Origin of the sequence: Sphingomonas sp., from assembly GCF_035714405.1 — a bacterium.
Lineage (GTDB): Bacteria > Pseudomonadota > Alphaproteobacteria > Sphingomonadales > Sphingomonadaceae > Sphingomonas.
The window spans coordinates 50,210-70,529 of the sequence record NZ_DASTMA010000011.1 but is presented as its reverse complement, the minus strand read 5'-3'; the positions used below and the strand labels follow the sequence as shown (position 1 = coordinate 70,529).

Below are 20,320 nucleotides of genomic sequence, written 5' to 3'. Positions count from 1 at the left end.
CCGCTTTCTAGCCGAAAAGAGCCCACGGATCATGCATCACCAGCATGGCGTCATCGCGGGCGAGCGCCACCAGCGTCAGGCAATGTTCGCGCGCATGCTCCACCGCCAGCGTGGTCGGCGCGGATACCCCGACCAGCATCGGCACACCCCCGACCAGCGCCTTGTCGACCATCTCAAAGCTGAGCCGCGAGGTCACGAGGAGGAAGTCTGCTGCCGTCGCCGACAGCGCCAGCGTCCCGATCAGCTTATCGAGCGCGTTGTGGCGGCCGACATCCTCGCAGGCGAGCAGGATGTGGCCGTCCGCATCGCATGCCGCGGCGGCATGGACGGCACCGGTCTCCGCGTTGAGCGGCTGGTGCCCGCGCAATCGCCCCAGCGCGGCGAACAGCGCGGCAGAAGTCGCCTGCGGAGCGGGAGGGCGGGCGCGGACCGGCCGGCGCAGCTGCTCCAACCCGGCGATGCCGCACAGCCCGCAGCTCGTGTCGCTGGTGCGATGGCGGACGCGATCGTGGATGCGGCCGGCGCAGCGTTTCGCCAGCGTCACCCGGACGATCCACCCGTCTTCACCCTCGAAGACGTCGACGTCGATCACGTCGACAGCCGTGTCGGCGAGCCGCTCGGTCAGCATGAACCCGACCGCGAAGGCGCCCAGGTCGGTGGGGGTCATCATCATCACCGCATAGCCGAGCCCGTCCACCTCGATCGCGACCGCCGCTTCGACCGCGAGCCGTCGCTCTCCCTCGACCGTGCTGCCGGGCCGCAGCGTCAGCGCGGGCTCGACCCGCGACGACGTCATAGCGCCATCAGGTCCGCGGGCCGGTTCACGTTGCCGATCGGAACCTCGGACGCGATCGGCAAGGCGCCGATCTGGCGGGCCCAGCCCCGCACCGAGCGGTCCTCGCCCTCGACCCAGGCGAGCAGCTGCGCGCCGAGCGCCGCCGGCCAGTGACCGAGCACGGGGGCGTCGCCGCAGAAGGCGGGTGCCCGGCGCAATAAAGCCGTCAGCAGTTCCGACGAGACACTCGGCATGTCGCAGCCGATCGTCAGTACGGACGCGAAGCCGTGGCTCGCGGCATGGTCGAGCGCGCCGGCGATGCCGCCGAGCGGGCCGAGGTGCGGGCGCGGCAGGTCGGGCAGGCTATCCCCGCCGACCAGCACGACTCGATCGACATGCTGTCCGATCACCGCCGCGGCATGATCGGCGAGCGCGCGCCCGTTCCACTCGGCCCGTGCCTTGTCCGAGCCGAAGCGGGAGGAGCGGCCGCCGATCAATACCGCACCGAGGATCACGCGGCCTTCTCCACCCGCACGGGGATGCTCTTCGCGGCCAACACATGGCTCTCCAGCGCGTGGTGCGCGATCGGGATCAGCGGATTTAGCTCCGGATAATAGCCGGCGATGCACCCGCGCGGGATGTCATAGGCGACAACGCGCAGGCCGGCGATGCGCTTGTCAGCATTGTCGCCGCCCTCGCCGCGATAGTCGCCCACCAGGCTGACCATCTCGCCGTCGCGGACGCCGAGCGCCGCCATGTCGCGCCGGTTCATCATCGCGACGTGGCGCGTCCCTTTGATGCCGCGGAACCGGTCGTCATAGCCATAGACGGTGGTGTTGAACTGATCGTTGGAGCGCAGCGTCACCAGCCGGAACCGGCCCTCAACCTCGTCGAAGCCGGTCGCGTTCATCACCTCGGGCACGTTGAACTCCGCCCGGCCGCTGTCGGTGCGCCATTCGCGATGCGCCGCCGGGACGCCCTTCCAAAAGCCCCCCGGTATATCCAGGCGTTCGTTAAAGCGGGCGAACAGGTCCGGAAAGGTCGCCTCGATCGCGTCGCGGACCAGCCCGTAATCACCGACCCAGCCGTCCCAGTCGACGTGCGGGTTCGGCGGCAGCGTCGCCTTGGCGATCCCGGCGACGATCGCGGGCTCGCTCAGCAGCGTCTCGGCCGCGGGCGTCGCCCGGCCGCGGGACGGGTAGATGCGGCTGAAAGAGTCCTCCATCGTCACCAGCTGCGCGCCGGTCGCCTGCCGGTCGAGCTCGATGCGGCCAAGGCAGGGCAGGAGATAGGTCGTCTCGCCGGGCCATAGATGCGTGCGGTTGAGCTTGGTGGCGATGTTCACGACCAGGTCGAGATCCTGCCACGCGGCTTCGATGGTGTCGGTGTCCGGCGCTGCGCGGGCAAAATTGCCGCCCAATCCCAGGAACGCCTTGGCCTCGCGACTTACCACCGCTTCGCAGGTCGCGACCGTGTCCCAGCCGAGTTCGCGCGGCGGTTCGAAGTCGAACTGGCGCGCCAGGCGGTCGAGCGGCATCAGCTCGGGCTTCTCGGTGATGCCGACGGTACGCTGGCCCTGGACGTTGGAGTGGCCGCGCACCGGACCAAAGCCCGCGCCGGGCTTGCCGACATTGCCGCGCAGCAGCATCAGGTTGACCAGCATCTGGATGTTGGTGATGCCGTGACGGTGCTGCGTCAGGCCCATCCCATAGACGCAGATCACCGCCTTCGATCGCGCATATACCGCGCCGGCGGCCTCGAGCGCCCCTTGGGTCAGGCCAGATTCGCGCTCGATCTCGTCCCAGTCGGTTTCACGCGCCTTGTCCGCAACAGCCCCGAAGCCATTGGTATGCTGCGCAATAAAGGCATGGTCCAACACCGCGCCGCCGCTCTCGTCGTCGAGCCGGACGACGTGCTTGATGATCCCCAGCATCGCGGCGATGTCGCCGCCGGCCTTGACCTGATGATATTGCGTCGCGATCCGGGTCTCGCCGCCGGTCGCCATCTCGATCGGATTCTGCGGATCGGTGAACCGCTCCAGCCCGCGCTCCCTGAGCGGGTTAAACACGACGATCTGCACACCGCGTTTTGCGCAGGACCGCAAATTGTGGAGGAAGCGCGGGCTGTTGGTGGCGGGGTTCTGCCCGAAATAGAAGATCGCGTCGCAATGGTCGTAGTCTTCGAGGTGGATCGTCCCGACCGCCGAGCCGATGCACGCCTTCAGCCCCACCGATGTGGTCTCGTGACACATGTTCGAAGAGTCGGGCAGATTGTGGCTGCCGTACATGCGCGCGAGCAGCTGCCACATATAGCTGGTCTCGAGACTGGCGCGGCCGGAGGTGTAGAAGACCACCTTGGCCGGGTCGTAGCCTTTGAGCTTCGCGCCGATGTCCACGAATGCCTCTTCCCAGGAGACAGCGACATAGCGGTCGCTGCTCGCATCGTATCGCATCGGCTGGGTCAGCCGGCCGGCCTGTTCCAGATCATGGTCGCGCCACGCCGTCAGCTCGCGCACCGTGTGCTTCTGAAAGAAGATCGGCGTTACCCGGAAGCGCGCCAGCTCCCACGCCGTCGCCTTGGCGCCGTTCTCGCAGAACTCCGCGGGGTGGTGATGCGCGGGCTTCCCCCAGGCGCAGCTGACGCACATGAAGCCGTCCGGTTTGTTCTGCCGGGTCAGCTCCTTCAGCACCTCGGGCCCGGACTGCTCGCGCAGGCCGATCTTGGCGAGGCTCTTCACCGAGCCCCAGCCGCCCGCCGGACCGGTATAGGGCTTGATCTCGACCTTATCGCTCATGACGCTTTCCAACGATGGCAGGCGGGAACCGTGCCATGGAAAAGCGCAGCCGCGTAGCCTAGATCGTCGGCATGACCATTCACACGACCCGCATGCTCATCCTCGGCTCGGGCCCCGCCGGGCTGTCCGCCGCGATCTATGGCGCGCGCGCCGGGCTGAAGCCGATCGTGGTGCAGGGCATCCAGCCGGGCGGGCAGCTCACCACCACCACCGACGTCGAGAATTATCCGGGCTTCGCCGACGTCATCCAGGGTCCGTGGCTGATGGAGCAGATGCAGCAGCAGGCGGAGCATGTCGGCACGACGATGACGTGGGATACGATCACCGAAGTCGACCTCTCGCGCCGCCCGTTCCGCCTGACCGGGGACGGCGGCGACGCCTACGAGGGCGAGGTGCTGGTGATCGCCACCGGTGCGCAGGCGAAGTGGCTGGGGCTCGAGTCCGAGGAGGCGATGAAAGGTAAAGGTGTTTCCGCCTGTGCCACTTGCGACGGGTTCTTCTATCGCGGCAAGAAGGTCGCGGTGATCGGCGGCGGCAACACCGCGGTCGAGGAGGCGCTGTACCTGACCAACCACTCGCCTGACGTGACGCTGATCCACCGTCGCGACACGCTGCGCGCCGAGCGCATCCTGCAGGAGCGGCTGCACGCGCATCCCGGCATCACGGTGCTGTGGAACAAGGAAGTGCGCGAGTTCGTGGACGGCGGCGGCACGGCGGGACTGGTCGCGCTCGATCTGGAGGATACGGTGACCGGCGAACATAGCCGACTTGACGTGGACGGCGGCTTCGTCGCGATCGGCCACCATCCGGCGACGGCGCTGTTCGACGGCCATCTGGCGCTCGACGCGGACGGCTATATCGCGGTCGAAGCGGGCTCGACCCGGACCAGCGTCCCCGGCGTGTTCGCGTGCGGCGACGTGGCCGACAAGATCTATCGCCAGGCGGTGACCGCGGCGGGGACGGGCTGCATGGCCGCGCTCGACGCGGAGCGGTTCCTCGCGCACGCCGAATATGAGTCGGACAAGGCCGCGGCCGCGGCGCCTGCGCGCCCGAAAGAGAACGCCGAGGCGACCTGGTAACCCGCTAGGCGATGCGGGCCGCGCGCAGCCGGTACGCTTCCGACGTGACGATCCCCAAGAGGTGCACGCGGCTGTCCGCCCCCGCGAAGCTGTGTGACGCGGTATCGAGCCGGTGGGTCCGGAACGGCCGGGTGGCCGCCGCGTCGGCAAAGGCGATGGCGGTGGCGTCGCCGCTGGCCAGCACGATCGTGGCGTCGTCTCCCCAGGCGGCGATGCCGTCGAGAATGCGCGCGGCGAGCTCGGGCCTCGGCGGCTTGCGGGCCAGCTTGCCGATCCCTGCGACGAGCTTGCGCAGGCTAACCTTCCCTCTAAGCAGACGGCGCCAAGCATCGGGATCGACCAGCCTTTCCCGATAGCGCGCCCGGATCGCGGCGGCCGGCGGCAGGCTGTCGGCCTCCGATCCGAGCCACGGATTGGTGAGGACCACCGCGTCGATGCCCAGCCGGCGTCCGAACGTCGCCAGCGCGGCTGCGGCGTCGCAATTGCCGACGCCGAGCACGCGCGCGACCCCGGCCTCCGTCGTCAGCAGCCGGCCGGCGGCGATGATGTCAGGCGCGCCGGCCGCCCAGCCGCCATTCTCGCCGGTCGAGTCGCCGATGCCGGCCCGATCGAAGCGGAGCACGGCGAGCCCCGCCGACGACAGCTCTGCGGCCAGCATCGCCATGCCGCGATGCGCGCCCTGCCGGACCTCGTTGCCGCCGGAGACGATCAGCACGCCGATCGTGGGGAGCTGCTCGGGGAGGTCCAGCGTTCCGATCAACGTTTCGCCGCTGCTGTCGAAGGCAATCAGCCGCCGCATGTTGCGATCCATCGTGCGATATCGGCCGCAAGTGCCTGGGCAAGAGGAAAATCGTTCTCCGGCTCCCCGCGACGCCAAAGCGGTGAGCCGTCCACCTTCAGGTCCGCGTCGCGCGGATCGCTGGAGAACCGCACTACCCGTGTGGTCCCAAGCCGGCGTGGGCCGGGGGCCAGTTGCGATGGGATCGGGGAGGGCGTGCTTCCCTCAGAGTGCGCCGATCCTGGACCCCGGCCTTCGCGCGGGTGGATGCCGGCGAAGTCCTCCACAAGTGGATAACTGAGCAGATTGCCGCCAATTTCGACTAGCTCGGCATCTAGGGCGCGGCCGGCGACGCGTCGCCATTCCCGCAGCAGTTCCTTGCCCGACTGCGGCGAGAGGCACCAGCGACCCAGAAGATCGGCATCCGCATCGAGCAGCGCACCACTACGGACCGCGACACCGAACACCCCCTCTCCAGCCGCGTGTGCCGCCGCCGCGAACGCAGCTCGCAGGTCGGGCAGGCGCATCCGCTCGGTCGGGACAAGGCTCTCGCCCGTGCCCGGCAGGTCGGGCAACACGCCGCCGATCCCCTCCTCCGCGAGCAGGCGCAGGATCGTCACCACGAATGCGCGTGTCCGGTTCGCCTCTTCGAGCAGCGGCAGCGCCGCCACTACCATCGGCCCGCTTTCCGGCCCGAAGCGCAGCATCGCCTCGCGGCCGCCGCTCCATTGATAGCTGTCGATGCGGGGGCCGGCGCTCACCGGCGCGAGGTTAGACCAGCGCCTTGCGCGCGGCAAAGGCGGTCAGCGCGCCGAACGTCTCCAGCATCTCGCCATCGACCTCGTCGTCCTCGATGGTGATGCCCAGGCGATCCTCCAGCTCGGTCAGCACGCCCGCCACGGCCATCGAATCGAGCTCCGGCAGCGCGCCGAACAGCGGCGTGGTGGCGGTAAACGCGGCGGTGCGCTCCGGCGACAGGCCGAGGACATCGCCCAGCACCGCGCGCACGGCGGCGGCGACCTCTTGCGAACCTTCAGGGATCAAGCGGCGCGTCCTCGACGGGGAAAGTGCGCGCGGCTCTATCGGGCGGGGGTGAAATGGGCAACGCTTGCGCGCTATGGGTGGGTGCGATGGTCCCGCTCGATCCGACACCCTGGCCGCTCGACCACGTCCTGCGCGGCGCGGCGGATGACGTGGCGCTAATCGATCGCGAGGGCACGATGACCTTCGCGCAAGGTGAGGCGGCGGTCGGCGCAATGGCGGCGTGGCTTGCGGCGAGGCTCGCGCCGGGCGACCGCGTCGCGACCTGGCTGCCCAAGACGCGGGTCGCCTGCCTGATGCCACTGGCGGCGGCGCGGGCGGGGCTGGTGCATGTGCCGGTCAACCCGGCGCTGCGTCGCGCGCAGGTGGCGCATATCCTCGGCGACAGCGGCGCAGGGCTGGTGGTGACACAGGACGCGCGGGCGGCGACGATGGAGGCGGGCGATGTGCCGACCGGGTGTTCGGTCGTCGATGAAGCACAACTTCCACCCCCGTGGGGGCGGGGGTCCAGGAGCGATGCGCTGGCGAGGGCGCGCGACGCTTCAGAGGACGTCGCAACTGAGCCCCCGCCTTTGCGGGGGTGGATGGAGGGGCAGGGTTGTATGGCCAAGTCCTCGGCCGATCCCGCATCCCTCGCGGCCATTCTCTATACGTCCGGCTCCACCGGTCGCCCCAAGGGGGTGATGCTGTCGCATGCCAATCTCTGGCTCGGGGCGGTATCGGTCGCCCATTACCTGCAGCTGACACCGGCCGACCGGGTGCTCGCCGTCCTGCCGCTCTCCTTCGATTATGGGCAGAGTCAGCTGCTCTCGACCTGGTACGCGGGCGCGAGCGTGGCACCGCTCGACTATATGACGCCGCGCGACGTGGTTAAGGCGGTGGACCGGTATGAAGCCACGACGCTGGCGGGTGTGCCGCCGCTATGGGTACAGCTGTTGGAGGCGGAGTGGCCGACTGCCACGGCGGCACGGTTGCGACGGCTGACCAACACGGGTGGTGCCTTGACGCCACGCCTGGTGCGGAGTTTGCGCAGCCGGTTTCCGCAGGCTGATCTCTTCGCGATGTATGGCCTGACCGAGGCGTTCCGCTCGACCTACCTTCCGCCCGCGCTGATCGACGCCAATCCCGAATCGATCGGCACCGCCATTCCGTTCGCCGAGGTGATGGTGGTGCGCGCCGACGGCGAGCGGGCGGGCGCGGGCGAGCCGGGCGAGCTGGTCCATGCCGGGCCGCTGGTGGCGCAGGGTTACTGGCAGGACGCGGAGCGGACTGCCCAACGCTTTCGCCCCGCGCCTGCTTGGTCTGCTTCAGGCGGCTTGGCCGCGTGGTCAGGCGATACGGTCGTCGCGGGCGCGGACCGGCTGATCCGCTTCGTCGGTCGCGACGACGAGATGATCAAGTCCGCCGGCAATCGCATCAGTCCGCAGGAGATCGAGGAGGCCGTGCTCGCGGGCGGCGAGGTGCGCGAGGCGGTGGCGCTGGGGGTGCCGGATGAGCGGCTGGGGCAGGCGGTCGTGGTGGTGGTGACGGGCGACGCGGCGCGCGAGGTGGACCTGCGCGCGCGGCTGCGGACGGAGCTGCCGAGCTATCAGCAGCCGCAGCGATATGAGTGGCGCGAGGCGTTGCCGCGGAATGCCAACGGCAAGCTCGATCGGGCGGCAATCCGGGACGAAGTCGTCGCGAAGCTCCTCCCCGGCGAAGGCCAAGGCGCAGCTGCCATGGACCTGAAGAGCGAGGACATTCTAACCCGGCATCCGGAAACTGGACCCCGGCCTTCGCCGCGGAAGAGCGCGTGAAACCCACCGGCCCCATTCCGCCGGAGTTTGCGCACCAGCAGGGCGAGCTCCACATCGCCGGGCGCTCTGCGTCGCATTGGGCGGAGCAGGCCGGCGCTCCCTGCTTCGTTTACGACCCGGCGGTCGTCGCTGCTCGTATCGCCCGGTTCCGCGAGGCGTTCCCTTCCGTCGATCTTCACTTCGCCATCAAGGCAAATCCGTTCCCGCCGCTGCTCGCGGCAATTACGCCGCTGGTCGATGGTCTCGACGTCGCCTCCGCCGGCGAACTGAGGCGCGCGCTCGACGTCAAGCCGGCGGCGGCGATCAGCTTCGCCGGCCCCGGCAAGCGCGACGCGGAGCTGGCCGCCGCCATCGAGGCCGGCGCGACGCTCAACCTAGAGTCGGAGGGCGAGGCGGATCGCGCGCTGGCAGCCGCCGCGCGCGTGGGCGTCACCCCACACCTGGCGATCCGCATCAATCCCGACGTGGAGCTGCGCGGCTCGGGGATGCGGATGGGCGGGCGGCCGTCGCCGTTCGGGGTCGATGCCGCGCGCGCCGGCGCGTTGGCGCGGCGTGTTATCGCGGCGGGGGCACAGTGGCGCGGCTGGCACGTCTATGCCGGCAGCCAGGCGCTCGACGCGCAGGCGATCATCGACACGCACGGGGCGACGCTGACGCTGACCGACCGGCTGTCGGACGAGGCGGGGGCGCCCGCGCCGCTGGTCAATCTGGGCGGCGGGTTCGGCGTGCCCTACTTCGCCGGCGACACGCCGCTCGACGTCGAACGAATCGGCGCCGCGCTGACTGCCGCGCTCGCCGGCCGGCCGGCGCGTTATGCGATCGAGCTCGGCCGGTGGCTGGTCGCCGAGGCGGGCGTGTACCTGACCCGCGTCGTCGACCGGAAGGAGTCGGGCGGGGAGACATTCCTGGTCTGCGACGGCGGCCTCCACCACCAGCTCGCCGCCACCGGCAATTTCGGCACCGTTGTGCGCCGCAACTACCCGCTCGCGCTCGCCCGCGCGATGGGCGAGCCGGCGGCGGAGGAGGTGTCGGTGGTCGGGCCGCTGTGCACGCCGCTAGACCGGCTGGGCGACCATGTTGGCCTGCCGAAGGCGGAGGCCGGTGATCTGATCGCGGTGTTCCTGGCCGGGGCCTATGGCGCGACCGCGAGTCCGGCGACGTTCCTCGGGCATCCCCCGGCGGTGGAGTTTCTGGCTAGTTAGCATCCGTCATGCCGAACTCGTTTCAGCATCCATGCGCGACGTACGCTCCTTTCACGGCGGCCCCGTGTCGAGGGTGTCGCGCATGGACCCTGCAACAAGTTCAGGGTGACGAAGCCTCAGGTGTCTGAGCTTCCTCCTGCGGCAAAGCTAACCCGATCTTCACCTCTCCCGCGCAAGAGGGGAGCCTGTTCTGTCGGTCCCATTCGGGGCCGCGAGGAGGTCAAGAATGCGTGTTGCCCGGTCCGCCCTCATCCTCGGCCTCGCCGCGACGGCGCTGAGCGCCTGCACCAGCGGTGGCCGCACCGAGCTGCCGCCCGCGTCCTACGTCGCGGGTCAGGAGCGGCCGGGCGAGGAATATGTGATCGGCCCGCTGGATCAGCTCAACATCTTCGTGTGGCGCAATCCGGAGCTGTCGTCGAAGGTCCAGGTCCGTCCCGACGGCCGCATCACCACGCCGCTGATCGCGGACATGCCTGCGGTCGGCAAGACGCCCGCGATGCTCGCCGACGACATGAAGAAGGCGCTGGGCGAATATATCAAGGATCCGATCGTCCAGGTGATCGTGGAGAATTTCTCCGGCACTTTCAGCCAGCAGGTTCGCATCGTCGGCGCCACCGAAAAGCCCGCCTCGATCCCGTTCCGCGCCAACATGACGCTGCTCGACGCGATGATCGCGGTCGGCGGACTGTCCCAATATGCGGCAGGTAACAAGGCGAAGCTGGTCCGCTACGACCGCGACACCGGCAAGCAGCGTGAGTATCAGATCCAGGTCGGTCGCCTGCTGAAGAAGGGCGATTCCAAGGCGAACGTCCGCCTCGAGCCGGGCGACGTCATCATCATCCCCGAATCGATGTTCTGAGGAATAACGCCCAGTGGGGAACATCTATGACGAGGTGCGGCTGGCGCTGCACTCCATCTGGACGCGGCGCTGGCTGGCGCTGGCGGTCGCGTGGGGCGTTTGCCTGCTCGGCTGGCTGATCGTGTCGCAGATCCCCAGCAAATATGAGAGCCGCGCGCGTATTTTCGTGCAGTCGCAGCAGCTGCTGCCGCCGACCATGAACGGCATGCCGACGCAATCCAACGGCGGCGACCAGATCCGCCAGACGCTGGTGAGCGCGGTCAACCTCGAAAAGGTGGTGCGCGGCACCGATCTCGCCGCGACCGTCGCCAGCGAGCGCGACGTCGCTGACCGGGTCGCCGCGCTAATGCTCAACATCAAGGTGACGCCGCAGCAGGACAATCTGTTCGAGATCACCACCACCCAGACCAGCCCCAAGCTGGCGCGCACCGTCACGCAGAAGCTGATCGACGTCTTCGTCGAGGCGAACCTCGCCGGTGACCGGACGCAGACCGCGTCGTCGCTGCGCTTCCTCGACGCGCAGCTGGAGCAGCGGCAAAAGGCGCTCGCCGATGCGGAGGCCAAGCGCGCCGATTTCCAGAACCGCTATCTCGGCTCGCTGCCCGGCACCGGCTCCGTCGCCGACCGGATCGGCGCGGCGCGTCAGCAGCTCGGCGTCGTGGATGGCGATCTCGCCGCCGCGTCTTCCGCGCTGGCGGCGGTGCAGGGTCAGATGGCATCCACTCCCGCTACGATTGCTGGCGCCGGCACTGCCGCCGGCATCGGCCCGGCACGCGCGCGGCTACAGGCGATCAACGGCCAGCTCGCCGACGCGCGTACGCGCGGCTACACTGAGAACCATCCCGACGTGATCGCCCTGCGCGGCCAACTCGCCGCCGCCAACGCCGCCGCGCGCGGCGAGCCGCTGACCGGCGGTGGCGCCGGCGTCGGCACGCCCAACCCGATGTACATGTCGCTGCAGACGATGCGCGCCGAGAAGGAGGCCGCCGTCGCGTCGCTCCGCATCCGCCGGGCGCAGCTGCAGAGCGACCTCGACCAGCTCAACGCCAAGCTCTCGATCGACCCGCAGGTCGCGGCCGAACAGGGCCGGATCGAGCGCGACTATCAAGTGCTCAAGGATCAGTACGACCAGCTGCTGACACAGCGCGAACAGATCAACCTGCGCGGCGCGGCGCAGTCGCAGACCGGGCAGGTCCGCTTCTCCGTGATCGACCCGCCGACCACGCCGCGCACGCCTGCCGCCCCCAATCGGATGCTGCTGCTGTCCGGCGTGTTGCTGTTGGGCATCGCCGCCGGCGTCGGCGCCGCGTTCGCGATGGGGCAGCTGCGCCCGACCTTCGCGACGACCCTGAAGCTGGAGCGCGCCGCCGCGATGCCGGTGCTGGGCGCGATCGGCGAGATGGTCACGCGCGTCCAGGCCGACCGGCGCCAGCGCAAGCTGAAGCTGTTCGCCGGCGGCGTCGGCGGCCTCGCCGCGGCGTACGCGCTGCTGCTCGGCGTCGAGCTCCTCCAGCGTGGGATCGCCGCGTGAACGATATGAGCTCTCATCCCAAACCCAAGCGCGAGTTGAGCCTGCTCGAGCGCGCGGCGCTGTTCGCGCCTCCTGCTCCCCTGCCTGCAAGGAACGGGTTGGGGGTGGGTCCTGTGACTCACGACAGAGTTCCCATGGACCTACCCACCCCCGATCCCTTCCTTGCAGGGAGGGGAGGGCAGGACACGCTCGCCGCCATCCCGCCCCAGTTCCTGGCCGGTAGCGACGATCCGGACGACTTTACCCCGCCGCCCGCCAATCCGGACGAGGCGATCATCGACCGTGGCCGGTTGGCCGAGGCCGGCATGATCGTGCCCGGCGCGCCGATCGGCCCGCTCGCCGAGGAGTTTCGCCTGGTCAAGCGCCAGCTCTTCGTTACCCGGCGCCGGCTGGAGCAGGGCGGCGAGCGCGACAAGAGCCGCACCTTGCTCGTCTGCTCGGCCAGGCCCGGGGACGGCAAGACCTTCTGCGCGATCAATCTCGCGCTTTCGATGGCGGCCGAGCGCGATACCGAGGTGTTGCTGGTCGACGCCGACGTCGCCAAGCCCGACGTCTGCCGTCGCCTGGGGCTGCCGGCCGGTCCCGGGCTGCTCGACGCCTTGTACGACGCCAGCATCGATCCCGAGGCGCTGGTTGTCCGCACCGACGTGCCGCATCTGTCGGTGCTGTCGTCGGGCGAGAAGACCGCGATGGACACCGAGCTGCTCGCCAGCGCCCGCACCCGCGACGTCGTCGCGCGGCTGCTCGCCGCGGATCCGCGCCGGATCGTCATCTTCGACTCACCGCCGGCGCTCGCGGCGTCGCCGGCGGCCGTGCTGGCGATGCTGGTCGGGCAGGTGATGCTGGTCGTCCGCGCCGATCGGACGCCGGAAAGCGAGGTGTCGGCCGCGGTCGCGCTGCTCGACGGCTGCGAACATATCGGCCTCGTCCTCAACGCGGTGAGCTTCGTCCCCGATCGCCACCGCTTTGGCAGTTATTATGGTCAGGAGTTGACCCCATGAAGTACCCAGCTCTCCTCGCCGGCTGCGCGCTTGCCGCGCTGGCCGCGCCCGCGCACGCCCAGGAGCGCGCGCGCACGACGGTGCAGCCCTATATCGAGGTCAGCCAGACCTTCGACGCCGATCTCGAGAACGGCGACGTGCTGACTTACACGTCGGCCGCCGCCGGGGTGGACGTGAGCGTCGACACCGCGCGGGCGTCGGCGCAGCTATCCTACCGCTACGAGCATCGCTTCAGCTGGGACGACGATTACGGCGACGACAGCATCCATTCGGGGCTGGCGCGGGCGACGGTCCGGGTCACGCCCGGCGTGTCGCTGGAGGGCGGCGCGCTCGCGACCCGCACCCGCTACGACATCCGCGGCGAGGCACCCGGCGTGTTCGGCACCGAGGACAGCAATGTCAGCCAGGTCTATAGCTTGTATGCCGGCCCGACCCTGTCCAAACAGCTCGGCCCGGTCGCAGTCAGCGGCCTTTATCGGATCGGCTACACCAAGGTGGAGACGCCGGGCTTCTCGCCGATCGTCGCCGGCCAGCCGCGCCTGGACCTCTACGACAGCTCGCTCGGCCAGATTGCGGGCCTGACCGCGTCGCTGGCACCGGGCACCGAGCTCCCGGTCGGGCTCACCAGCAGCGCCGGGTGGGAACGCGAAACCTCTGGCGCCTTGCGGCAGCGATATGAGAGCTGGTTCGTCCGCGACGACGTGCTGTTCCCGGTCTCGCCCAACCTCGCGCTGACCGCGGGCTTGGGTTATGAGGAGGTCAAGACCAGCGAGCGCGCGCCACAGCTGACCGCCACCGGCGCACCGGTGCTCGATGCCAATGGCCGCTTCGTCCTCGACGAGACCTCGGCGCGTCGCGTCACCTATCGCACCGACGGTGTGTACTACGACGCCGGCGTGGTCTGGCGTCCCAGCCGCCGCACCTCGGTGGAGGCGCATATCGGGCGGCGCTATGGCTCGACCAGCTTCACCGGCGTCGCGAGCTGGGCGCCGCGCCCCGACGTCGGCGTGCAGGTCGGCGTCTATGACACCGTCACCACCTTCGGCCGTCAGCTGCGACAGGGTATCGCCAACCTGCCGACCAGCTTCATCTCGACGCGCGACCAATTTGCTCAGGCGTTCAACGGCTGCACCTTCGGCACCAGCAGCTCCGCGCCCGGCGGCTGCCTCGACGGCGTGTTCCAGGCCGTGACGACGGCCAGCTACCGCGCACGCGGGCTCGATGCCGTCGTCTCCGCTACCCGCGGCGCGACGTCGTTCGGGGTGGGCGCCGGGTATGCCAACCGGAAGCTGTTCGCGCCCAACCGCCCCGGGATCACCATCTATGGGCTGGAGGACGACAGCTATTACGCCCAGGCGTTCTTCAGCCGCGCGCTGAGCCCGGTATCGAGCTTCGACGTCCAGGCGTTCGCCGACTATTATGAGCCAGGCCTCGCCGGATCGGAGGACGTGTTCTCGGCCGGCGCGACCGCCAGCTATGGCCATCAGTTCGGCCGGCTGAGCACCAACGCCTCGCTCGGCATCTATCATTTCCGCGTCGGCGACGGCATCGACACGTCGTGGCGCGCCCAGGCGCTGCTCGGCGCGCGCTACAGCTTTGGAGGAACGACCCGGTGATCGAGGCCCATTTCGGCTTCACGGCCAAGCCGTTCCAGCTGACGCCGGACCCGTATTTCTGGTTCGAAACCGCGACCCACCGCAAGGCGATGGCCTATCTCGGCTATGGTCTGGCGCAGGGAGAGGGCTTCATCGTCATCACCGGCGATATCGGGGCCGGCAAGACGACGCTGATCGGGCATCTGCTCGAGACGATGGACCGCACTCCGTTCCACGTCGTCCAGATCGTCTCCACCGCGATCGAGCCCGCCGACCTGCTGCGCGTCGTCGCGTCGCAGCTCGGCGTCGACACCGCCGGGCTGGAGAAGGCGCAGCTGCTGGTCGCGATCGAACGCGGGCTGCACGCGGTCGCGCGCACCGCCAAGCGCACGCTGCTGGTGGTCGACGAGGCGCAGGCGCTGCCGGTCGGCAGCCTAGAAGAGCTGCGGATGCTGTCTAACTTCCAGACCGGCGGCCACGCGCTGTTGCAGATCGTGCTGCTCGGCCAGCCCGAGTTCCGCGACCGGCTGAACGGCACCGAGTCGCTGGAGCAGTTGCGCCAGCGGATCGTTGCCATCCATCACCTCGATCCGATGAGCGAGGACGAGGTTGAAGATTACATCGCGCATCGGCTGCAGCTGGTCGGCTGGCAGGGGCGCCCGGATTTCGCCGACAACGCCTTCACCGCGCTCTACGCCGCCAGCGCCGGCGTGCCGCGGCGGCTCAACCTGCTTGCCGCCCGCGTCATGCTCCATGCGGCGGTGACGGGCGCCGACCTGATCGACGGTGACGTCGTCCGCGCGGTGGAAGCCGATCTAGCGTCGGACCTGCCGGGCAGGGTAGAAGCCAAAAGCTCCGCCCGCGCTGAGCTCGCCGAAGGGCACGCCGCTCCGGACGTGGAAACGGCCGAGCGGCTCGCAGAGCTCGAGGCCCGCCTGGAGGAACAGGATGCGGCCTTGCGCCGCGTGCTAACCCTGCTGGTCGACTGGGTCGAGGCCGACCCCGGCAACGCGCCCAAGCTTCATGCCGCCTGATCCGGTCCGCAACGGTCTTTCCGTCGACGTCGAGGACTGGTTCCAGGTCGGCGCGTTCGAGCGCACGCTCGACAAGGCAGATTGGGACAGCCTGACGCCGCGCGTCGAGCGCAACACCGACCTGGTCCTGGCGCTGTTCGCCGGGTCGGGCGTGAAGGCGACTTTCTTCACGCTCGGTTGGGTGGCGCACCGCTATCCGGCGCTGATCCGCCGCATCGTCGATGCGGGCCACGAGATCGCCAGCCACGGCTGGGACCACCAGCGCGTCTTCACCATGACCGCCCCCGAGTTCCGCGCCGACCTGGCGCGTGCGCGCACCGCGCTGGAGGATGCCGGCGGCGTTGCCGTGACCGGCTATCGCGCGCCAAGCTTCTCAATAGACGCGCGCACCCCCTGGGCCTTCGCAGAGCTGGCGGCGGCGGGCTATCGCTACTCCTCGAGCGTCGCGCCGCTCGCCCACGACCACTATGGCTGGCCGGAGGCGCCCCGCTACGCTTTTCGGCCGCTCGCCGATGCGGAGTTGATCGAGTTACCGGTCACGGTGGCGCAGTTCGGCGCGCGGCGCATGGCGACGGGCGGCGGCTTCTTCCGCCTGCTCCCGGCGGCGCTGACCGACTTTGCGGTGCGTCAGGTCAACCGCGAGGGGCAGCCGGCGGTGTTCTACTTTCACCCATGGGAGATCGACCCCGGCCAGCCGCGCGTCACGAACGCGCCGCTCAAGTCGCGCCTGCGCCATTATGCCCGGCTGGGTGCGATGGCCGGCAAGCTGCGTGAACTGATCGCCCGCCATGAATGGGGCAGGGTGGACGAGGTTGTTGCCGACCTTCCCCGGCCTCAGGCGTTTCCCCGGCGAACGCCGGGGCCCAGTCGCGAGCTTCCGAGTGACGAAGGGCAAACCCCACCAACCGAGTTCGTAGCAACTGGGCCCCGGCCTTCGCCGGGGAAGCGGAAAGAGGCGGCGTGATCCACCAGCCGATCACCGCTCCGGCCATCATCCGCGAAGGGAACCTCCGGGACGTTAGCGAAGCCGCGCGTCTTGATGCCTTCGTCCGTAGAAGCCCTGGCGCCACCCCATTCCACCTCACCGGCTGGAGCCGCGCGGTAGAAGCCGGCTGCAAGCAACGCGCCCGCTACCTTCTCGCCGCGCGCGGTGGCGCGATCACGGGCGTCCTGCCGCTCACCGAGATGCGCTCGCCCCTGTTCGGCCGTGCGCTGGTCTCGACCGCCTTCGGCGTCGGCGGCGGCGTGTTAGGAGAGGGCGTCGAGGAGCTCGCGGACGCCGCTTGGGCGCTCGCGCGACGGCTCGGCTGCCCCTCCGTGGAGCTGCGCGGCGGCCCCGGCCCGAGCGGCTGGGCGGGTGACGACCAGACCTATGTCGGCTTCGCCCGCCCGCTGGCCGCGACTGAGGAGGCCGAACTCGCCGCCATCCCGCGCAAGCAGCGCGCCGAAGTGCGCCGCGCGTTCGGCAACGATCTCGAGGTCGCCGTCGGCAGCGACGCGAAGGCGCTCGCGGAGCATTACCAGGTCTATGCGGAGTCGGTCCGCAATCTCGGCACCCCTGTCTTCCCCGCCGGGCTGCTCCGCACCGCCGCCGAGCTCCTCGACACCGACGTCCTCATCGTTCGCCATCAGGGAAGGGCGGTCGCGAGCGTCCTTAGCCTGTATCTCGACGGTACCGTCTACCCCTATTGGGGCGGCGGCACCGACGCGGCGCGTGGCCTGCGCGCCAACGACGCGATGTACTTCGCGCTCATGAACCACGCCCGCGCGCGGGGCTGCACCCGCTTCGATTTCGGCCGCTCGAAGGTCGGCACGGGGGCTGCGGCGTTCAAGAAGAATTGCGGCTTCACGCCCGAGCCGCTGCGCTACTGGTCGAAAAGCGATGGACCGGCGCGCGCGGTCAATCCGCTCGACCCCAAATATGCGCTGATGGTGCGGACGTGGAAACGCCTGCCGCTGCGGCTTGCCAATCTCGCCGGACCGTGGATCGCGCGAGGACTGGGGTGACCGACCTCCTCTTCCTCGCGCATCGGGTGCCCTATCCTCCGAACCGTGGCGACAAGATCAGGAGCTTTCACGCGCTCCGTTATCTGGCGGCGAGGGCGCGGGTGCACCTGATCGCCTTTGCCGACGATCCGGACGACTACGAGCCGCACCCGAAGCTGCGCGCGCTGACCGCGAGTTGCACCGTGATCCCTCGCCGCAAGGGCCGCGCGCGCGCGACGCTGGAGGCGCTGGCGAGCGGGCGTTCGGCCTCGCTCACCGCCTTTGACGATCCCGCCATGCACGCCGCCGTCGCCGCCGCGCCGGTTTGCGACGGGATCTACTGCTTCTCCGGCCAGATGGCGCAGTATCTGCCCAGAGGCGCCCGCACGATCATGGACTTCGTCGATGTCGATTCGGCCAAGTTCGCGCAACTCGCCGACACCGCTGCGCTGCCGCTGCGGCCCCTCTACCGCCGCGAGGCCGAGCTGCTCGGCCGCTTCGAGCGCGAGGTTGCGAGCTGCGTGGACGCGAGCCTGTTCGTCACCGAAGCGGAAGCGGCGCTGTTTCGACAAGGCGGCGGCGCGGGTAGAATCGTGCCGGTAGAGAACGGCATCGACGCCCGCCACTTCGACCCCGACGCGGCATTCGAACGGGTCGATGAACCCGGCCATCTGATCGTCTTCACCGGCCAGATGGACTATCAGCCCAATATCGACGCGGTGGCATGGTTCGCCGATGCCGTGCTGCCCGCCCTGCGCCTGCAACACCCGCAAGCCCGCTTCGCCATCGTCGGGCGCCAGCCCGCCCTCGCGGTGCAGGCGCTGGCCAAGCTCCCCGGCGTGATCGTCACCGGCGCGGTGCCCGACGTGCGCGGCTGGCTGGCGGCGGCGTCGGTCTGCGTCGCGCCGCTGCGGCTCGCGCGCGGCATCCAGAACAAGGTGCTGGAAGCGATGGCGATGGCGCGCCCCGTCGTTGCCTCGCCGAGTGCGGCGGAGGGGATCGACTATCGCGGCACGATCGCGGTCGCGGACACGGCGGAGCAATGGATCGAACGGGTCGGCGCGGCGCTAAACGGGGCAGGGCAGGGTGCAGACGCTCGCGCGCAGGTGATCGCCCGCTACGACTGGGACGCGCGCCTCCAGCCGCTAGACGCGTTGATGGGTCTGTCGCCGGTAGAGCGGAAGGCTGCATGAGCAATCTCACCCTCCCCGGCGCACGCCGGGGCCCGGATGCCGGGTTTCCTACCGACGGTACGCATGGGGCCGGCGCGGCCGATCTGGGCCCCGGCGTCCGCCGGGGAGGGTGGACGATCTGGCGAACCCACCTCATCGCGCTCACCCTTACCGCCGCCGTGCTCCTCCTGCTCTTCCACCGCGACGCCGCCGATCTCGCCCACATCTGGTGGACCTCCACCACCTTCGGCCACTGCCTCTTCATCGGCCCAGTGATCGCCTGGTTGGTGTGGCAGCGCCGCGCGGAACTCGCCCGGCTCACGCCCACCGCCTGGTGGCCGGGCCTGTTGCTGGTCGGCGCCGGCGGAAGCCTGTGGCTGCTCGGCGACGCCGCTTCCACCGCTGTGCTCCGCCACGCCGGGCTCGTGGCGATGCTGCAAGGCGCGGTCGTCACCCTGCTCGGTCCGAATGTCGCCCGTGGGCTGCTCTTCCCACTCGCCTACGCCGCTTTCCTCGTCCCGTTCGGCGAGGAGCTGGAGCCGCCGCTGCAGCAGATCACCGTCGCCCAAGTCATGCCACTGCTCTCGCTGGCCGGTGTACCGGCGGAGGTCGACGGCGTCCTGATCCACGCCGGGCGATACTGGTTCGAGGTGGCGGAGGCGTGTTCTGGGGCGAAGTTCGTCATCGCCATGCTCGCCTTCGGGGTGCTGGTCGCAAACCTGTGCTTCACCAGCTGGCGCCGCCGCGCGCTGTTCCTCCTCACCTGCCTCGTCGTGCCCGTCCTCGCCAACGGCCTGCGCGCGTTCGGCACCATCTATGCCGCGCACCTGACGACGCTGGAGGCCGCCACCGGCGCGGACCACATCGTCTATGGCTGGGTGTTCTTCGCGGTCGTCATGGCGGGCGTTCTCGCGCTCGCATGGCGCTGGTTCGACCGTGCGCCCGACGCGCCCGCCTTCGATGCGACGACCTTGCAGGGTCCGGTGTGCCGCACCCTGCCGCTCGCGGTCGCCGCGCTGCTGCTGCTCGCGCTTGCCTCCGTCTTCCCCGCCTGGAGCGCCGCGGCAAACCGCCCGGCCGCGCTGCCGCCGCAGCTGTACCTGCCCGATCTGCCCGGCTGGCACCGCGTCCCGGTCTCCACCACCGCGGCGTGGCAACCGCACTACCCGGGCGCCGACCACACGCTGTTCGGCCGCTATGCCAATGCGAAAGGCAGCACCGTCGATCTCGCCGTCGCTGTCTTCGCCCGCCAGCGCGAGGGCGCGGAACTGGTGGGTTTCGGCACCGGCGTGTTGCGTGAGGCCGACCGCTGGGTCCGCGTCGCCGACCTGCCTGCCATCGCCGGCGGCCGCGCGATGCGGATTACCGCGCCCAATGCGAAAGCCACGGGCCCGGTGGAGCGCGTCGTCGCGACATGGTACCAGGTCGGCGATGACGCTGCCGCCGGTCCCATGCAGGTAAAGTTGCACACAGCTCAAGCCCGCCTGCTGGGCGGCTCCAACCGTGCGATCGCCGTCCACCTCTCCGCCGAGGTGCAGCCCGGCCGCAACGCGCGCGCGACGGTCGCGCGCTTCCGCCAAGCCCTCGGACCGCTGCCCCGCGCCGCCGGGCTGGAGTGATCGTGGGGCTTCTTATCAGCGCCGTTCGTGGTGAGGAGAGGCTGAGCTTGTCGAAGCC

18 protein-coding genes are annotated in these 20,320 nt (G+C 69.7%); 12 read left to right on the top strand and 6 right to left on the bottom strand.

Annotated elements, in window-relative coordinates; all coding sequences use genetic code 11:
- Positions 1–7 precede the first annotated feature (7 nt).
- The 3 genes from fdhD to VFQ64_RS03465 are packed head-to-tail and all read right to left on the bottom strand — an operon-like array spanning position 8 to position 3,569.
- The gene (gene fdhD / locus VFQ64_RS03475; protein ID WP_325101905.1) at positions 8–796 is read right to left on the bottom strand and encodes a formate dehydrogenase accessory sulfurtransferase FdhD; all 789 of its coding nucleotides are present in this window, start codon (positions 794–796) and stop codon (positions 8–10) included.
- On the bottom strand, positions 793–1,290 hold the full coding sequence (locus VFQ64_RS03470) for a molybdenum cofactor guanylyltransferase (protein ID WP_325101904.1): 498 nt from the start codon (positions 1,288–1,290) through the stop codon (positions 793–795). Before VFQ64_RS03470 ends, fdhD begins: the two co-directional genes overlap by 4 nt.
- A complete protein-coding gene (locus VFQ64_RS03465) occupies positions 1,287–3,569 on the bottom strand; it encodes an FdhF/YdeP family oxidoreductase (protein ID WP_325101903.1) in 2,283 nt (760 codons plus the stop codon). The genes VFQ64_RS03470 and VFQ64_RS03465 overlap by 4 nt, the downstream gene beginning before the upstream one ends.
- 71 nt (positions 3,570–3,640) lie before the next feature.
- Between VFQ64_RS03465 and trxB the strand changes: the two genes are divergently transcribed.
- Positions 3,641–4,648: a thioredoxin-disulfide reductase gene (gene trxB / locus VFQ64_RS03460; protein WP_325101902.1), complete on the top strand. Its 1,008-nt coding sequence runs from the start codon at positions 3,641–3,643 to the stop codon at positions 4,646–4,648.
- A gap of 4 nt (positions 4,649–4,652) precedes the next feature.
- On the opposite strand, the gene VFQ64_RS03455 is transcribed toward trxB, so the two are convergent.
- The 3 genes from VFQ64_RS03455 to VFQ64_RS03445 are packed head-to-tail and all read right to left on the bottom strand — an operon-like array spanning position 4,653 to position 6,470.
- A complete protein-coding gene (locus tag VFQ64_RS03455) occupies positions 4,653–5,447 on the bottom strand; it encodes a hydrolase 1, exosortase A system-associated (RefSeq protein WP_325101901.1) in 795 nt (264 codons plus the stop codon).
- Positions 5,435–6,187 carry a hypothetical protein gene (locus tag VFQ64_RS03450; protein ID WP_325101900.1) on the bottom strand — a complete coding sequence of 251 codons (753 nt, stop codon included), beginning with the start codon at positions 6,185–6,187 and terminating at the stop codon, positions 5,435–5,437. Before VFQ64_RS03450 ends, VFQ64_RS03455 begins: the two co-directional genes overlap by 13 nt.
- A gap of 10 nt (positions 6,188–6,197) precedes the next feature.
- Complete coding sequence (locus VFQ64_RS03445) at positions 6,198–6,470, bottom strand: acyl carrier protein (RefSeq protein WP_325101899.1); 273 nt, start codon at positions 6,468–6,470, stop codon at positions 6,198–6,200.
- Positions 6,471–6,556: 86 nt separating this feature from the next.
- On the opposite strand from VFQ64_RS03445, the gene VFQ64_RS03440 reads away from it, so the two are divergent.
- The 11 genes from VFQ64_RS03440 to xrtA all read left to right on the top strand — a co-directional run bounded on the left by VFQ64_RS03440 (position 6,557) and on the right by xrtA (position 20,262).
- Complete coding sequence (locus VFQ64_RS03440; protein ID WP_325101898.1) at positions 6,557–8,263, top strand: acyl-CoA ligase (AMP-forming), exosortase A system-associated; 1,707 nt, start codon at positions 6,557–6,559, stop codon at positions 8,261–8,263.
- On the top strand, positions 8,260–9,465 hold the full coding sequence (locus VFQ64_RS03435; RefSeq protein ID WP_325101897.1) for a pyridoxal-dependent decarboxylase, exosortase A system-associated: 1,206 nt from the start codon (positions 8,260–8,262) through the stop codon (positions 9,463–9,465). Before VFQ64_RS03440 ends, VFQ64_RS03435 begins: the two co-directional genes overlap by 4 nt.
- 226 nt (positions 9,466–9,691) lie before the next feature.
- The gene (locus tag VFQ64_RS03430) at positions 9,692–10,324 is read left to right on the top strand and encodes an XrtA/PEP-CTERM system exopolysaccharide export protein (RefSeq protein ID WP_325101896.1); all 633 of its coding nucleotides are present in this window, start codon (positions 9,692–9,694) and stop codon (positions 10,322–10,324) included.
- A 13-nt stretch (positions 10,325–10,337) separates the two neighbouring features.
- Complete coding sequence (locus VFQ64_RS03425; RefSeq protein WP_325101895.1) at positions 10,338–11,855, top strand: XrtA system polysaccharide chain length determinant; 1,518 nt, start codon at positions 10,338–10,340, stop codon at positions 11,853–11,855.
- 134 nt (positions 11,856–11,989) lie between these two features.
- Positions 11,990–12,856 carry an AAA family ATPase gene (locus VFQ64_RS03420; RefSeq protein WP_325101894.1) on the top strand — a complete coding sequence of 289 codons (867 nt, stop codon included), beginning with the start codon at positions 11,990–11,992 and terminating at the stop codon, positions 12,854–12,856.
- Positions 12,853–14,472, top strand: a complete 1,620-nt coding sequence (locus VFQ64_RS03415) for a hypothetical protein (protein ID WP_325101893.1) — start codon at positions 12,853–12,855, stop codon at positions 14,470–14,472. Before VFQ64_RS03420 ends, VFQ64_RS03415 begins: the two co-directional genes overlap by 4 nt.
- Positions 14,469–15,485, top strand: coding sequence for an ExeA family protein (locus tag VFQ64_RS03410; RefSeq protein WP_325101892.1), 1,017 nt, complete (start codon positions 14,469–14,471; stop codon positions 15,483–15,485). Before VFQ64_RS03415 ends, VFQ64_RS03410 begins: the two co-directional genes overlap by 4 nt.
- A complete protein-coding gene (locus VFQ64_RS03405; RefSeq protein ID WP_325101891.1) occupies positions 15,475–16,449 on the top strand; it encodes an XrtA system polysaccharide deacetylase in 975 nt (324 codons plus the stop codon). The genes VFQ64_RS03410 and VFQ64_RS03405 overlap by 11 nt, the downstream gene beginning before the upstream one ends.
- Complete coding sequence (locus VFQ64_RS03400; RefSeq protein ID WP_414712855.1) at positions 16,446–17,492, top strand: FemAB family XrtA/PEP-CTERM system-associated protein; 1,047 nt, start codon at positions 16,446–16,448, stop codon at positions 17,490–17,492. The genes VFQ64_RS03405 and VFQ64_RS03400 overlap by 4 nt, the downstream gene beginning before the upstream one ends.
- Positions 17,489–18,664, top strand: coding sequence for a TIGR03087 family PEP-CTERM/XrtA system glycosyltransferase (locus VFQ64_RS03395; RefSeq protein ID WP_325101890.1), 1,176 nt, complete (start codon positions 17,489–17,491; stop codon positions 18,662–18,664). The genes VFQ64_RS03400 and VFQ64_RS03395 overlap by 4 nt, the downstream gene beginning before the upstream one ends.
- A complete protein-coding gene (gene xrtA / locus VFQ64_RS03390; protein ID WP_325101889.1) occupies positions 18,661–20,262 on the top strand; it encodes an exosortase A in 1,602 nt (533 codons plus the stop codon). Before VFQ64_RS03395 ends, xrtA begins: the two co-directional genes overlap by 4 nt.
- Positions 20,263–20,320 lie beyond the last annotated feature (58 nt).